A 12,714-nucleotide genomic window follows, 5' to 3' on the forward strand; every position below is an offset into this window, starting at 1 on the left:
CGCTCGGCATACGACCAGATCCTGCAGGCCGGAGGCTTCATCTCCGTACGCACGAACTCGGTGCCCGACGCCAACGCCATCCTGATCCCGAAGGCGGATGCCGACGAGTCGATGGATGCTGCAGCCTGCATCGGCTGCGGAGCCTGCGCCGCCACCTGCAAGAACGGTTCGGCCATGCTCTTCGTGGCTGCCCGCGTATCGTCGCTGGCCAAGCTGCCGCAGGGCCGCGTGGAGGGAGCCCGCCGCGCCAAGGCCATGGTAGCCAAGATGGACGAACTGGGATTCGGCAACTGCACCAATACGGGTGCCTGCCAGGCCGAGTGCCCGAAGTCGATCTCGATCGCGCACATCGCCCGCCTGAACCGCGAGTTCCTCTCGGCCAAGTTCGAGGATTAAGGATCCGCGCGATACAACTGGAAAACACCCCGGTCCGAAAGGATCGGGGTGTTTTGTCAAGCGGTGCCATAATTCCCGGCGGGCCGGGCGTGAGCCGGACGATGTGCGCGCCGCGCACCGGACAGACAATCCCCCGACCCTTTTGAAAAGGGGCGGCCGCCTGGCGGAGGCTCCGGAACGCCGGGACCCGGGGTATCGGAAAGGATCACCGCTTCCGGGGCCGGATGGACGAGAGCCGTGACACCTGCTTCAGATCGAAGTTGCCGTAGATGTTCACCGCCACGGTCTCCCTGGGGCCGTAGGTCAGCATGAGCAGTTCGGAATTGAGGTTGAACTCTGCTTCGCGCAGGTAGAACTTCGTAGTCTGCCCCTGCTCGGTACCGGACATCACCAGCTCGAACCGGGCGTCGGGATCGGCGGCGAGCTGTTCGGCGTCGGCCAGGAACTGCGCCCCGTCGCCGCTGTCGAGCGCCACGATGCGGATGTACTGGATTCCGTCGAGCAGTTCGGCCAGCTTTTTATCGCCCTGCTCGGCAGCCTGGCGGCTCATCATGCGCATCATCTTGCGCTCGAGCTGCACGCTCGTGAACCCGGATGCGTCCGAATAGCGGTCGAAGAATTTCCAGGAATAGTTCTGGGAGCGGGCCAGAAACGGCAGCAGGACCAGAACCAACAGAAGAATCCGTTTCATAAGGCAATCTTTTTACAGTCCGATACAAAGTCCGATCGACAACGGATGCACCTTGGGTCCGACGCTGCTCTTGAAGAGCGGCGTAACGCCGTAACGGAGGTAGACTCCGACGTTGTAGTAGCTCACACTGGCGCCCACTCCGAACCGGAAGTCGTTCACACCCGAAAGCGAGCTCTTCTCCTTCGGCCTCTTGTAGATGGAGTTGGCCCCCATTGTGAAATCGAAGTAACCGCTCAACGAAACAGTCAGATGGCGCACGGGTTGATAAGCCAGATGGAGCGGAATACCGAGCGACGTGGTGCGGAGTTTCGACTTGTCGGCCTTCCCGTCAAGCCGCTGCGGAACGACCTTTCCGTCGCGATAAGCGAGCGTGATCGAGTTGTCCGAAAGCCGGTAGTTATCGACCGCATAACTCAGTCCGGTAGTGATCGAGAACTTCCGCTGTCTGCCGATCACACAATTCAGTCCGACGAGCGTCGTAGAGAGATGGAACGACTTGCCGCCCCGCAGGTCGAAGAATCCGGTCTCCGCGGCAGGATAGCCGCCGTAATCGGTCCCCGTTGGGATGTTGAAACCGACCTCGGTCTTGTAAAGAGCGACCATATTGAAGCGCGGAGCCTTGACCCGTGCACTCCGGTCTTTCATCTTCTCTTCCGACAACGGGGAGAGCGTGAGGCCGAAGCCGGCCACCTCAAGGACCACCTCGTCGCCGCCGACCGTGCGGCGCAGGGCCACCAGGTCGGAGTCTACGGTATCGATCCGCTCGAGGCTGTCGGCAGCCATCGGTTCACAGTCCGACAGACTTCGGGAGGCTGGGTCGCAGGTTGCGGCATCCGCGGCCGCCGGATGATCACAGGTCTGGCCCGAGGCCGGCAGGAGCAGCAGCAGGGCCGAAAGAAGAAACGCTGCAAAAAGGGAAAGGGTTCGTTTGTCCATAATCTTGTCTATTTATTATTTGTTTTCCATCAGTTCATCCACGATCTGCGACGTGGCGTCGAGCGCAGCGAAGGAGTCGAGATAGGCCGTCGTCTGCAGGGCGACCTCCCGGTCGTAGACGGGACGCCCGTCGATGTAGCAGTAGGGCTCGCGCACAAGTCCGGCAAGTACGAGGATCCCTGCCACGACCGCTGCTGCCATACCCCACCAGACGGCCGCCAGGCGGTGCAGGGGGTGCGTCTCCGCCCGGGGAAGTTTCCGGCAGGAGGAGTCTGCCGCCGGACGTCCGGCGGCTCCCGTATCGGGCATCCGCTCCCCGGAGAGGGCGCCGAGCCCTTCGAAAAGCGCCGCGAGGTCGCGAAGCGACTCGGGGACCTCGCCCGACCGCAGCAGGCGCCGGAGCTCCTGCTCCTCGGCGTCGGTCGCCCGGGCCGCCATCCAGCGGGCGGCCAAAGATTCAATGCGTCTGTTTCGCTTGTCCATCATCCATCATTTTTTGCAGAATTTCCCGCAGGGCGCTCCGTGCCCGGGAGAGCAGGACACGCACCTGCGCCTCGTCGCACCCGAGCAACTCCGCGACCTCGCGGGTCGGATATCCTTCGATATCCTTCAGGTGGACCGCCTCGCGCTGCCGCTCGGGAAGGCTGGCGATTGCCCGGCGCACCTGCTCGCGGATCTCCCACACTCCGCTTTCGCCCATCGTCGCACGCTCAATCCCCTCGCCGAAGGCATCGTCGCGCCGGGATCGGGCCCGACGGCTGCGCAGCAGGTCGTAACAACGGTTGCGCAGGGCCGTCAGCACGAAGGAGTCGATGTTGCGGCATCCGGCCAGGCGCGACCGCTCGACCCACAACCGTTCGAGCAGGTCCGCCACCGCATCTTCGGCCTCGGCGGCCGACAGAAGCAGGCTCTGCGCATAGCGGAACATCCGATCACGCAGCGGCAGGACATATGTATTGAATTCGATCTCCTCCATGGTCACACATAAGACGATCCCGGGGCCCGAAACGCAACAAGCCGGGATCGTTTTTTTTCATTTTTTTCGGTCCTTCCCTTCCGGCCCGGGGCCGAAAGCAAAAAAACGGGGCGGAACAGCCTCTGCGATTCCGCCCCGTGGTCCGTATCGGCCGGTCAGCCGTTCACCCGCGCATGGTCCGCCAGGAACTGCGCCAGGCCGCTGTCGGTCAGCGGGTGTTTGAGCAGCCCCTTGATCGCGGCAAGCGGGCAGGTGGCCACATCGGCCCCCGCGTCGAGGCACTGGATGATGTGGTGCGTGTGGCGGATCGAGGCGGCCAGCACCTGCGTCTTGAAACCGTAGGTACGGTAGACGCGCACGATATGGGCCACCAGTCCGACGCCGTCCTCCGAGATGTCATCCAGACGTCCGACGAAGGGCGAGACATAGGTGGCGCCCGCCTTGGCGGCCAGCAACGCCTGGCCTACGGAGAAGACCAGCGTGCAGTTGGTGCGGATCCCGCGGTCGGCAAAATAGCGCACGGCCCGAATGCCGTCGGCCGTACAGGGCAGCTTCACGACGATGTGCGGGTCGAGCCCGGCCAGCTCGGTACCCTCGCGTACCATCCCTTCGAAATCCGTGGCGATCACCTCGGCGCTCACATCGCCGTCCACGATCCGACAGATCTCCACATAGTGGCGGCGGCACGCCTCTTCGCCCCGGATGTTCTCCTTGGCCATCAGCGACGGGTTGGTCGTCACCCCGTCGAGCACTCCCATTTCATTGGCCTCGCGGATTTGCGCGAGATTCGCCGTGTCGATGAAAAATTTCATGTCAGCAGTTTTGGTTTGGTTTCTGAAAGATACGAAAAATGTTCCATACCTGTATCCACACGGGCGGGCTTTTTCTGCCGCACCCCCTCCGAGGAGAAAAAAATGCAGGCTGCACAAAAAAATTAGGTACTTTGTATTGCATAGTATCAAAATAAGCATTATATTTGCAATGTAAAAATAATAGAACCCGCAAAACATTAACCTGGGAAAACACCTACGACCATGAAAGAGACTGTTACCGTCAATATCGGCTCCGAGGTCTTCATTCTCGACAACGATGCCTGCCGCGCGTTGCAGAACTATCTGGACGACGTCCGAAGCCGGCTGCCCGAAGAGGACGGCGAAACGATGGACGATATCGAGATCCGTATCGCCGAGATCTTCCGCGAGCGCGTCTGCTCCCCCATGCGGGTCGTGACGCTCGACCTGGTCCGCTCGACGATTGCCCGGCTGGGCGCCCCCTCGGAATTCGGAGAGCGCCACAGCACCCCGCAACAGGAGGACGAAGCGCAGACCGTCCCGCCCCGCAGGCTCTACCGCTCGCGCACCGACCGCTCGATTGCCGGCATCTGCGGCGGCCTCGGCGCATTCTTCAACGCCGACCCCACGATGATCCGGCTCATAACGCTGCTGCTCATCCTCTTCGGAGGACTCTCCATCTGGGCCTACATCATCCTCTGGATCGTCATCCCCGAGGAGCCGGCCCGTAAATTCTTGTTCAACGACAAACGTCCATAACGCATACCACCCATGACACCGAACGACAACAGGCGGTTATTCCGCTCGCAGGACAGCATCATCGCCGGCGTATGCGCCGGAGTCGCCGAATACTTCGGACTCGACGTCTCGCTGGTGCGGATCGCCACCCTCCTGCTGATCCTTTTCGGGGGACTCTCGCTGTGGGTCTACATCATCCTCTGGCTGATCGTCCCCAAAGCCCCGAAACGCTTAAAATCCTAAAACACCATGGCCGAAGACAATGTAAAAGCGCAGATGCGCAAAGGAATTCTGGAGTACTGCATCCTCGCCATCCTCTCGCGCGAGGCATCGTATGCTCCGAAGATCATCTCCGAGCTCAAAGCGGCCGAAATGATCGTCGTCGAGGGTACACTCTACCCGATCCTCACCCGGCAGAAGAACGCCGGACTGCTCACCTACCGCTGGGAGGAGTCCCCGCAGGGGCCGCCCCGCAAATACTACTCGCTCACCGAAAAGGGGCTCCAGTATCTCCGCTCGCTCGACGAGGCGTGGGACGAACTGGTCGGACAGATTCAGGTCATCCGCCACGGCCGGACGGACACGGCCGGACAGAGCGCCGAAACCCCGGCAGCTGAAGAACCGGCAGCCGAAACATCCGCCGAACCGGTCTCCGATCCGGTCCCCGCATTTGAAAACCCGAACATGTAAAAAACACAAACACCGCATCGCCATGAAAAAAGCTCTGTTGGTCCTCGTCTCACTGGCCGCCATCGCCGCCATCGCCGGCGTTCTGACCGGCATCTTCTTCCCCGAGAGCCTCTCGGCCTCGAACCGCCGAATCAAGGGCAGCGGCACAATCGTAACCCGGACGATTCCCGCACCCGACTTCGAAAAGATCTCGGCCTCGCGCGCCGTGAAGGTCATCATCACGGACGAAATCGAGGACCGGATCCGCATCGAGGCCGACGACAACCTGATGGACCACATCGTAGCCGAGGCTTCGGGCGATGAGCTGCGAATCAGCATCGACCCGAAGATCAACTCCGTATCGGACATCCACGTCACCGTCACGGTCCCCGACAACGGCAAGATCCGCGCACTCGAAGCCTCGAGCGCCTCGGAGATCACCTGCGCCACGGCTCTCGGAGCCACCGACATCTCGCTCGAAGCCTCGAGTGCCGCCAACATCAACGCAGCCGTCAAGGCCGGCGTCTGCTCGCTCGAAGCCACAAGCGCCTCCAAGATCAAGGCCGCCGTCGAGGCCGGCGAATGCCGGATCAACGCCTCGAGCGCCGCCAAGATCAAACTGAGCGGCCGGGCCGACGCCGCACGGGCCGAACTCAGCTCGGCCTCGAAACTCGCAGCCGCGGAGTTGGTCGTCAAACAATGGAAGATCGACACCTCGAGCGCCGCAAGCGCCCGGATCCACTGCTCCGAACAACTCGACGCCGAGGCATCGAGCGGCTCCTCGATCCATTACGAAGGCGACTGCTCGACCGACATCACCAAATCGAGCGGCGGCAGCGTAAGCCGCTGACCAAACCCGCACCACCGACCACCACACAATCCGCAAAACCATGAAAGAAGTCAAGAAATGCAGCATATCGGGTGTGGCGTTCACACTGGACGCCGACGCCTATGAGGAGCTCTCCGCCTACCTCGAAAGCCTCAAGCGCTCGTACCGGGAATCGCCCGACGGTGCGGAGATCGTCGCCGACATCGAGGCCCGCATCGCCGAACTGATCCTCTCGGTGCAGGACAACGCCCGCGTCGTCGAGAAACCGCTGATCATGAACATCATCCGGCAGATGGGTTCGGCCGAGGACATCTCCGAAAGCACGGATGCCGACCTGGAGCCCGAGGCTCCGCGGATCCCGCGCCGCCTCTACCGCGACACCGAAAACGCCAAACTGGGAGGCGTGTGCGCCGGCATCGGCCGCTACTTCAACCTCGACCCCGTCTGGGTGCGTCTGGCGCTCTTCCTGCCCCTGCTGCTCGCATGCTTCGGGAGCGTCCCCTTCCTGCGCTGGTTCAGCCCGCTGTTCGGCAACCTGTTCGGCATCTTCCTGATCTGCTACTTCATCATGTGGTTCGCCGTACCGGCCGCCCGCTCGGCCCGGCAGAAACTCGAGATGAACGGCGAAAAAATCACCGCCCAAGCCATCGGCGAGACGACGGCCGCCGCCGCGAACAACGACCCCGACGCCAAGGCCAAACCCATTGTGGCCGAGGCCGTATCGGTCTTCGGCAAGGTCGTGCTCAGCCTGCTGAAGCTCTTCGCCGGACTGATCGTCTTCTGCCTCATCATGGTCGCCTGTGCGCTGATCATCGGGCTGTTCGCCATCCTGATCGGAGGCGCCGAGACCCTCAACCTCGACTGGGACCTCTCGCTCTGGGTACCCATACTGGGTATCTTCATCGCCCTGATCCCGACCATCCTGCTGATCTACGTGCTCATGTGCCTGATCGCCTCGCGCAAGCCCGGAGGCAAGACCGTACTGGTCATCTTCCTCTGCTGGATCGCCTCGATCATCGCCTGCTCGACGATCGCCATCCGCGAAAAGGTCGGCGAACGCTTCAGGGACAAGCGCGAAGCCATCCGCGACGCACTCAACAGCACGATCGAGGTGGACGGCGAGATGACGACGCTCAAGGAGCTGCTCGAGGAGTACGACGGGGAGAGCATCATCGAGGAGGGACGCAAGACACTGCATATCAGCGTCCCGTCGAAGGAGCTCGACATCACCGTGGACAAAAAACAGGGCGGGCTGCAGATCAACGCCGGTGAGCGCACGACAAACGAAGAGGGCGACAGCATCACGTCGCACAGCGTCGAGATCAGCGTCAAGCAGCAGTAACCTCCGCACCATAACGCCGCGCGCGACTTTCCGCCCGCCGGCCAACAGACAAAAGGCAGGCCCCGCCGCATCTCACCGCGGCAGGGCCTGTCGCGTTCGTCGGAACAGAAGACGGACAACGGCCCGTTTTTTGAGAAAATTGAAAAAATTACTACCTTTGAGCGATTTTGTTTTAAACTGGAAAGAGTATGTCCGAAATCAAATGCATCGGCATTCTGACCTCCGGAGGCGATGCCCCGGGCATGAATGCGGCCATCCGCGCCGTAACGCGCAGCGCGATCTTCAACGGGTTCTCCGTGAAGGGCATCATGCGAGGATACAAGGGTCTTGTATTCAACGAGATCGTTGAGTTCAAGTCGCAGAGCGTGAGCAACATCATCCAGCTGGGCGGCACGATCCTGAAGACCGCCCGCTGCAAGGAGTTCACCACACCCGAGGGCCGCAAGGCCGCCTACGACAACATGACGGCCGCCGGAATCGATGCCCTGGTGGTCATCGGCGGCGACGGTTCGCTGACCGGCGCCCGGCTCTTCGCCCAGGAGTACAACGTCCCGATCGTCGGCCTGCCCGGAACGATCGACAACGACCTGGGAGGCACCGACTCGACCATCGGATACGACACGGCGCTCAACACGATCATGGAGGCCGTCGATAAACTCCGCGACACCGCCTCGAGCCACGAACGCCTCTTCTTCGTCGAGGTGATGGGCCACACGGCCGGCTATCTGGCCCTCAACAGCGCCATCGCCACCGGATCCGAGGCGGCAATCATCCCCGAGATGGAGACCGAGGTGGACCAGTTGGCCGAACTCATCAACCACGGATTCCGCAAGAGCAAGAACTCGGCAATCGTTATCGTCGCCGAAAATCCCAAGACAGGAGGTGCCACGGCCCTGGCCGAGCGCGTCAAGAAGGAGTTCCCGCAATACGATGCCCGGGTGACAATCCTGGGCCACATCCAGCGCGGCGGATCGCCCACGGCCGTGGACCGCATCCTCGCCTCGCGCATGGGCGAAGCGGCCATCGAGGCCATCCTCGACGGACAGCGCAACGTGATGATCGGCATCGAGAACGGCAAGATCGTCTACGTGCCCTTCGTCAAGGCGATCCAGCACAACAAGGGAATCGACCGCAACGCACTGGAACTGGTGAAGATTCTCTCGATATAAAACCTGCACCGAACACCCACTACAACACCCACAACCGCAGCGAATGAAACGCGTTATTGGCATCGGAAATGCCCTGACCGACATGCTGGTCAATCTGAAGACCGACTCCGTACTGGGGCGGTTCAAACTGGCGAAAGGCTCGATGAGCCTCGTGGACACGCAACTACAGACCGAAATTTCGAAATCCGTGGCGGGACTCCCCTACTCGCTCTCGCTCGGAGGATCGGCCGGCAATACGATCCGCGCCATGGCGCAGCTCGGCTGCAAGGTCGGATTCATCGGCAAGGTCGGACACGACACGACGGGCGACTTCTTCGTACAGGCGCTCGAGAACCTCGGCATCGAGCCGATCGTCTTCCGCGGACAGGAGCGCTCGGGCAAGTGCGTGTCGCTCATCTCGGCCGACGGCGAACGGACGATGGTGACCCACCTGGGCGCCGCGCTGGAACTCTCGGCCGAGGAGATCGAACCGACGATCTTCGACGGCTACGACTGCCTCTACATCGAGGGATATCTGGTGCAGAGCCACGAGCTGATCCTCAAGGCGGCGCGCACGGCCAAGGAGTGCGGGCTGGAGGTGGCCATCGACCTGGCCAGCTTCAACATCGTGGCCGAGAACCTCACCTTCCTGCGGGAGCTGGTGCGCGAATACGTCGATATCGTCTTCGCCAACGAGGACGAGGCCAAGACCTTCACGTGCGAGGCCGAACCGCTGAACGCCCTGCAGGCGATCTCGGAGATGGCCGGGCTGGCCGTCGTGAAGATCGGCACGAAGGGGGCGCTCATCAAGCGCGGCGACGAGGTGGTGCACGTGGGCATCATGGCAGCCGCCAAGCGGGTCGATACCACCGGCGCGGGCGACTTCTACGCCGCCGGATTCCTCTCGGGCCTCACCGAGGGGCTGACGCTGCGTCAGTGCGGCACGATCGGCGCCATCACGGCCGGCAAGGTGATCGAGGTGGTGGGCACGACCTTCGGCGAGGAGGCCTGGCAGGATATCTTCCGGCTGGTGAACAAGGTCAAGCACGAGAAGTACCTCTTCTGACCCCTCGGAAGGGACAGGAAAAAGGGACGCCGGACGGAAAATCCGTCCGGCGTCCCTTTTCCATATACACCCGTGCATCCCCGCCGTCGGGACAGGGAGCGGAAAGCCGGAATAAACACCATTACGATTTTCCGGAGCGGGGCCTGACGCCGAAAAAGAGTCCCCGGCTGATGCCCCACCGCAGGCGCAGCAGCCATACGCCGCGGCGCGGCGACAAGGTCAGCAGCAACAGCAGGGTCGCGCCCCACTTGAACAACTCCAGCAGGCAGGTGCGCACCACCCGATGGTGGATCTGCGCCCGAAGCCGCTGGCTCACCCCCACATGCCGGCTCAGACGGCGGAAATAGGCGACGGTGAGCTTCGACGGCGGAATGATGTGCCACATGACCGCCCCCGGAACATACCAGATCGTCTCGCCGCCCTGCAGCAAACGCTCGAAAAAGTCGTTCTCCTCGCCGCCGATCAGTTCTCCGTTCACACGTCCCAGCGAGGGGTCGAAGCCCCCGTAACCGACCAACCCCGCACGCCGGAAAGCCATATTTCCGCCACCGGGCACCCGTCCTGCCGGAAAAGGCCGCACGTCGGGACCGAAGTCCATCGGATTGGCGATCGGCATCTCGACCCACCGGGACATCCACGCCGGACGTCCCTCGGGATACTCGGCGATGATGCGCCCCCCGGCGACCACGGCACCGGGATGCGTATCGAAGAAGTCGGCATAGGCGCGCAGGAAATCGGCGTTCACCCGCTCGTCGTCGTCGATGAAGGCCACAAGCGGGGCCGCCGCCTCACGCAGGCCCCGGTTGCGGGCATAGGAGACCCCAGGGCCGGTTTCGCGGACCATACGCAGCCGCACGCCGGGATGTGCGGACCGAAACGCGGCGAAACGCTCAGCCGTATCGTCCGTCGAATTGTTGTCTACGACGACACACTCCCACTCTTCCGCCGGAAGCGATTGCCGCACAACCGATTCGAGCGCCGCAAGCAGCGGCACGGCACGGTTGTGGGTGGGGATCACGAGCGAGATGCGAATCATTGTACGAAAATAGCAATTTCTTCGCAAAAAATGCTATATTTGCGGAAATTTCAAATCAAACCAAAGTCTTACGACCATGCACAAACTGATTCGCGTCTGTCTGCTGACGCTCGCAACCGTGTTGTCCGCCTTCACGGCATCGGCGCAGAGCGTCACATGGAAAAGTTCCGTCGAGCCGCTCGACGGCGACATCTACCGGATCGTATTCGAAGCCTCGATCCCGACGCCTTACCACATGTACGACATGGGACCCTACGAAGGCGGACCGAACGCCACGACGATCGTCATCACGCCCGGCGAGGGCATGACTCTCGACGGCGGCGTTGAGCAGCTCACCTCGCCGGAACGCCACTACGACGAGATGTTCTCGATGGAGATCGGCACCTTCTCCGGAAAGGCGCAGTTCGCGCAGCGCGTGCGCCTCACGGCAGAGCAGGCAACGGCCAAAGCCCAGATCGAATGGATGATCTGCGACGACACGAGCTGCATGCCGCCCGATGACACCGAGCTCACGATCACCGTACCGGCCGGTGCAAAGGCCGAGTCGGTGCCCGCCGCCGAGATCAAACCCGCAATGCCGGCCGCCCCCGACGCCGAGATCGCCGCACCGGCCACCAAGGATGCCGCAGGCAGCGGATCGCTCTGGTCGCTCATCATCGAAGCCATCCTCTGGGGCTTCGCTGCCCTCCTGACGCCCTGCGTCTTCCCCATGGTCCCGATGACCGTCTCCTACTTCCTCAAGGGTGAAGGCGGCGTAGCCATGGGACGCCTCCGCGCCTCGCTGTACGGTCTGTTCATCGTATTGCTCTACACCGTGCCCATCGCCGCAATCATCCTCATCACGCGCATCGTCGGCGGAGACGCCGTGACGGCAGACATCTTCAACTGGCTGGCCACACACTGGCTGCCCAACGTCATCTTCTTCCTCGTGTTCATGGTCTTCGCCGCCTCGTTCTTCGGAGCATTCGAGATCACCATGCCCTCGTGGATGGTAAACAAGACCGACTCGAAGGCCGACACCAAGGGGCTCGGCGGCATCTTCTTCCTCGCCCTGACGCTCGTTCTGGTATCGTTCTCCTGCACGGGCCCGATCGTCGGTTCGGTCCTCATCAAGTCCACCTCCGGAGAGTTCTGGGCGCCGATCGTCACGATGCTCGCCTTCTCGATCGCCTTCGCGCTTCCGTTCACCCTCTTCGCCCTCTTCCCCTCGGTGCTGAAGAAGCTCCCGAAGAGCGGCGGCTGGCTCAACTCCGTGAAGGTCGTCATCGGATTCATCGAAGTCGCCCTCGGCATGAAGTTCCTTTCGGTGGCCGACCAGACCTACCACTGGGGGCTGCTCGACCGTGAGATCTATCTCGCCGTATGGATCGTTGTCTTCTCGCTGCTGGGGCTCTACCTGCTGGGCAAGATCCGCTTTGCCCACGACGACGAGGTGAAGCACCTCGGCGTGGGACGCCTCGCCCTGGCCATCGTCACCTTCTCGTTCGTGGTCTACATGATCCCGGGCATGTGGGGCGCCCCGCTCAAAGGGCTCTCGGGATACCTTCCGCCGATCACCACGCAGGATTTCGTCCTCGGAGCCAATACCGCGGCAGCTCCCGCCGCAACATCGGACAGCGGTATCGGGAAGCCCAAGTACAGCGACTTTCTCCACCTCCCGCACGGACTCGAGGGATTCTTCGACCTGGAGGAGGCGGAAGCCTATGCCGCCAAGGTCGGGAAGCCCCTGTTCATCGACTTCACGGGCCACGGCTGCGTGAACTGCCGCGAAATGGAGGCCCGCGTATGGTCCGACCCCGAGGTGCTGGAGATCCTGCGCAACGACTATGTCATCTGCGCCCTCTACTCGGACGACAAGAAGGTGCTGCCCGAGGAGGACTGGGTCACGACCGATGCCGGAAAGGTCCTCAAGAGTCTCGGCAAGATCAACTCCTACTACGCGCTGAAGACCTACGGTGTGAATGCACAGCCCTACTACGTCCTGCAGGGCCGCGACGGGAAACCGCTGGTCGAGCCCCGCGGGTATAACCTCGACGTGGAGGCATTCGTCCAATTCCTCCGCAGCGGCGTAGAGGCCTACAAAAAACAATAAACAG

At 62.2% G+C, this 12,714-nt stretch carries 14 protein-coding genes and 1 pseudogene; 9 read left to right on the forward strand and 6 right to left on the reverse strand.

Features of this window, described 5'->3' with window-relative positions; all coding sequences use genetic code 11:
* On the forward strand, nt 1-396 hold a 396-nt coding region (locus QZL63_RS08645), incomplete at its 5' end, for a 4Fe-4S dicluster domain-containing protein (protein WP_290586591.1).
* Nucleotides 397-601: 205 nt separating this feature from the next.
* Here the strand turns inward: QZL63_RS08645 and QZL63_RS08650 are convergent.
* The 5 genes from QZL63_RS08650 to fsa all read right to left on the reverse strand — a co-directional run bounded on the left by QZL63_RS08650 (nt 602) and on the right by fsa (nt 3,811).
* Nucleotides 602-1,087, reverse strand: coding sequence for a DUF4252 domain-containing protein (locus QZL63_RS08650; protein ID WP_022308921.1), 486 nt, complete (start codon nt 1,085-1,087; stop codon nt 602-604).
* 12 nt (nt 1,088-1,099) lie between these two features.
* A complete protein-coding gene (locus QZL63_RS08655) occupies nt 1,100-2,023 on the reverse strand; it encodes an outer membrane beta-barrel protein (protein WP_022308922.1) in 924 nt (307 codons plus the stop codon).
* 15 nt (nt 2,024-2,038) lie between these two features.
* Entirely contained in the window at nt 2,039-2,509 is a 471-nt protein-coding gene (locus QZL63_RS08660; protein ID WP_290586594.1) for a hypothetical protein, read from the reverse strand.
* Complete coding sequence (locus QZL63_RS08665; RefSeq protein WP_022308924.1) at nt 2,481-2,999, reverse strand: RNA polymerase sigma factor; 519 nt, start codon at nt 2,997-2,999, stop codon at nt 2,481-2,483. The genes QZL63_RS08660 and QZL63_RS08665 overlap by 29 nt, the downstream gene beginning before the upstream one ends.
* A 155-nt stretch (nt 3,000-3,154) precedes the next feature.
* A complete protein-coding gene (gene fsa, locus QZL63_RS08670; RefSeq protein ID WP_022308925.1) occupies nt 3,155-3,811 on the reverse strand; it encodes a fructose-6-phosphate aldolase in 657 nt (218 codons plus the stop codon).
* A gap of 222 nt (nt 3,812-4,033) precedes the next feature.
* Between fsa and QZL63_RS08675 the strand changes: the two genes are divergently transcribed.
* The 7 genes and pseudogenes from QZL63_RS08675 (at nt 4,034) to QZL63_RS08705 (ending at nt 9,582) form a co-directional block, all read left to right on the forward strand.
* Nucleotides 4,034-4,549 (forward strand): PspC domain-containing protein, encoded by a 516-nt coding sequence (locus tag QZL63_RS08675; RefSeq protein WP_022308926.1) that lies wholly within the window; start codon nt 4,034-4,036, stop codon nt 4,547-4,549.
* Between the two features lie 12 nt (nt 4,550-4,561).
* On the forward strand, nt 4,562-4,771 hold the full coding sequence (locus tag QZL63_RS08680) for a PspC domain-containing protein (protein WP_022308927.1): 210 nt from the start codon (nt 4,562-4,564) through the stop codon (nt 4,769-4,771).
* A gap of 6 nt (nt 4,772-4,777) precedes the next feature.
* A pseudogene (locus QZL63_RS08685) lies at nt 4,778-5,104 on the forward strand (PadR family transcriptional regulator); the annotation flags it as partial.
* 136 nt (nt 5,105-5,240) lie between these two features.
* Nucleotides 5,241-6,047 carry a head GIN domain-containing protein gene (locus QZL63_RS08690; RefSeq protein ID WP_022308929.1) on the forward strand — a complete coding sequence of 269 codons (807 nt, stop codon included), beginning with the start codon at nt 5,241-5,243 and terminating at the stop codon, nt 6,045-6,047.
* A 40-nt stretch (nt 6,048-6,087) separates the two neighbouring features.
* Nucleotides 6,088-7,368 (forward strand): PspC domain-containing protein, encoded by a 1,281-nt coding sequence (locus QZL63_RS08695; RefSeq protein WP_022308930.1) that lies wholly within the window; start codon nt 6,088-6,090, stop codon nt 7,366-7,368.
* A gap of 188 nt (nt 7,369-7,556) precedes the next feature.
* The gene (gene pfkA / locus QZL63_RS08700; RefSeq protein ID WP_022308931.1) at nt 7,557-8,537 is read left to right on the forward strand and encodes a 6-phosphofructokinase; all 981 of its coding nucleotides are present in this window, start codon (nt 7,557-7,559) and stop codon (nt 8,535-8,537) included.
* Nucleotides 8,538-8,580: 43 nt separating this feature from the next.
* Nucleotides 8,581-9,582 carry an adenosine kinase gene (locus QZL63_RS08705; protein ID WP_022308932.1) on the forward strand — a complete coding sequence of 334 codons (1,002 nt, stop codon included), beginning with the start codon at nt 8,581-8,583 and terminating at the stop codon, nt 9,580-9,582.
* 121 nt (nt 9,583-9,703) lie between these two features.
* Here QZL63_RS08705 and QZL63_RS08710 read toward each other — a convergent pair whose 3' ends face one another.
* The gene (locus tag QZL63_RS08710; protein WP_022308933.1) at nt 9,704-10,618 is read right to left on the reverse strand and encodes a glycosyltransferase family 2 protein; all 915 of its coding nucleotides are present in this window, start codon (nt 10,616-10,618) and stop codon (nt 9,704-9,706) included.
* A gap of 76 nt (nt 10,619-10,694) precedes the next feature.
* Here QZL63_RS08710 and QZL63_RS08715 point away from each other — a divergent pair, with 76 nt between their 5' ends.
* Nucleotides 10,695-12,710: a protein-disulfide reductase DsbD family protein gene (locus QZL63_RS08715; RefSeq protein ID WP_022308934.1), complete on the forward strand. Its 2,016-nt coding sequence runs from the start codon at nt 10,695-10,697 to the stop codon at nt 12,708-12,710.
* Nucleotides 12,711-12,714 lie beyond the last annotated feature (4 nt).

This window comes from Alistipes sp. CAG:268 (genome assembly GCA_000434235.1).
In the GTDB taxonomy this organism is placed as follows: Bacteria; Bacteroidota; Bacteroidia; order Bacteroidales; family Rikenellaceae; genus Alistipes; species Alistipes avistercoris.

Bases quoted from the DNA above. Each gene is read 5' to 3' on its own strand.
- QZL63_RS08650 (WP_022308921.1), bottom strand. From the start codon at position 1,087: ATGAAACGGATTCTTCTGTTGGTTCTGGTCCTGCTGCCGTTTCTGGCC.
- QZL63_RS08655 (WP_022308922.1), bottom strand. From the start codon at position 2,023: ATGGACAAACGAACCCTTTCCCTTTTTGCAGCGTTTCTTCTTTCGGCC.
- QZL63_RS08660 (WP_290586594.1), bottom strand. From the start codon at position 2,509: ATGATGGACAAGCGAAACAGACGCATTGAATCTTTGGCCGCCCGCTGG.
- QZL63_RS08665 (WP_022308924.1), bottom strand. From the start codon at position 2,999: ATGGAGGAGATCGAATTCAATACATATGTCCTGCCGCTGCGTGATCGG.
- fsa (WP_022308925.1), bottom strand. From the start codon at position 3,811: ATGAAATTTTTCATCGACACGGCGAATCTCGCGCAAATCCGCGAGGCC.
- QZL63_RS08675 (WP_022308926.1), top strand. From the start codon at position 4,034: ATGAAAGAGACTGTTACCGTCAATATCGGCTCCGAGGTCTTCATTCTC.
- QZL63_RS08680 (WP_022308927.1), top strand. From the start codon at position 4,562: ATGACACCGAACGACAACAGGCGGTTATTCCGCTCGCAGGACAGCATC.
- QZL63_RS08690 (WP_022308929.1), top strand. From the start codon at position 5,241: ATGAAAAAAGCTCTGTTGGTCCTCGTCTCACTGGCCGCCATCGCCGCC.
- QZL63_RS08695 (WP_022308930.1), top strand. From the start codon at position 6,088: ATGAAAGAAGTCAAGAAATGCAGCATATCGGGTGTGGCGTTCACACTG.
- pfkA (WP_022308931.1), top strand. From the start codon at position 7,557: ATGTCCGAAATCAAATGCATCGGCATTCTGACCTCCGGAGGCGATGCC.
- QZL63_RS08705 (WP_022308932.1), top strand. From the start codon at position 8,581: ATGAAACGCGTTATTGGCATCGGAAATGCCCTGACCGACATGCTGGTC.
- QZL63_RS08710 (WP_022308933.1), bottom strand. From the start codon at position 10,618: ATGATTCGCATCTCGCTCGTGATCCCCACCCACAACCGTGCCGTGCCG.
- QZL63_RS08715 (WP_022308934.1), top strand. From the start codon at position 10,695: ATGCACAAACTGATTCGCGTCTGTCTGCTGACGCTCGCAACCGTGTTG.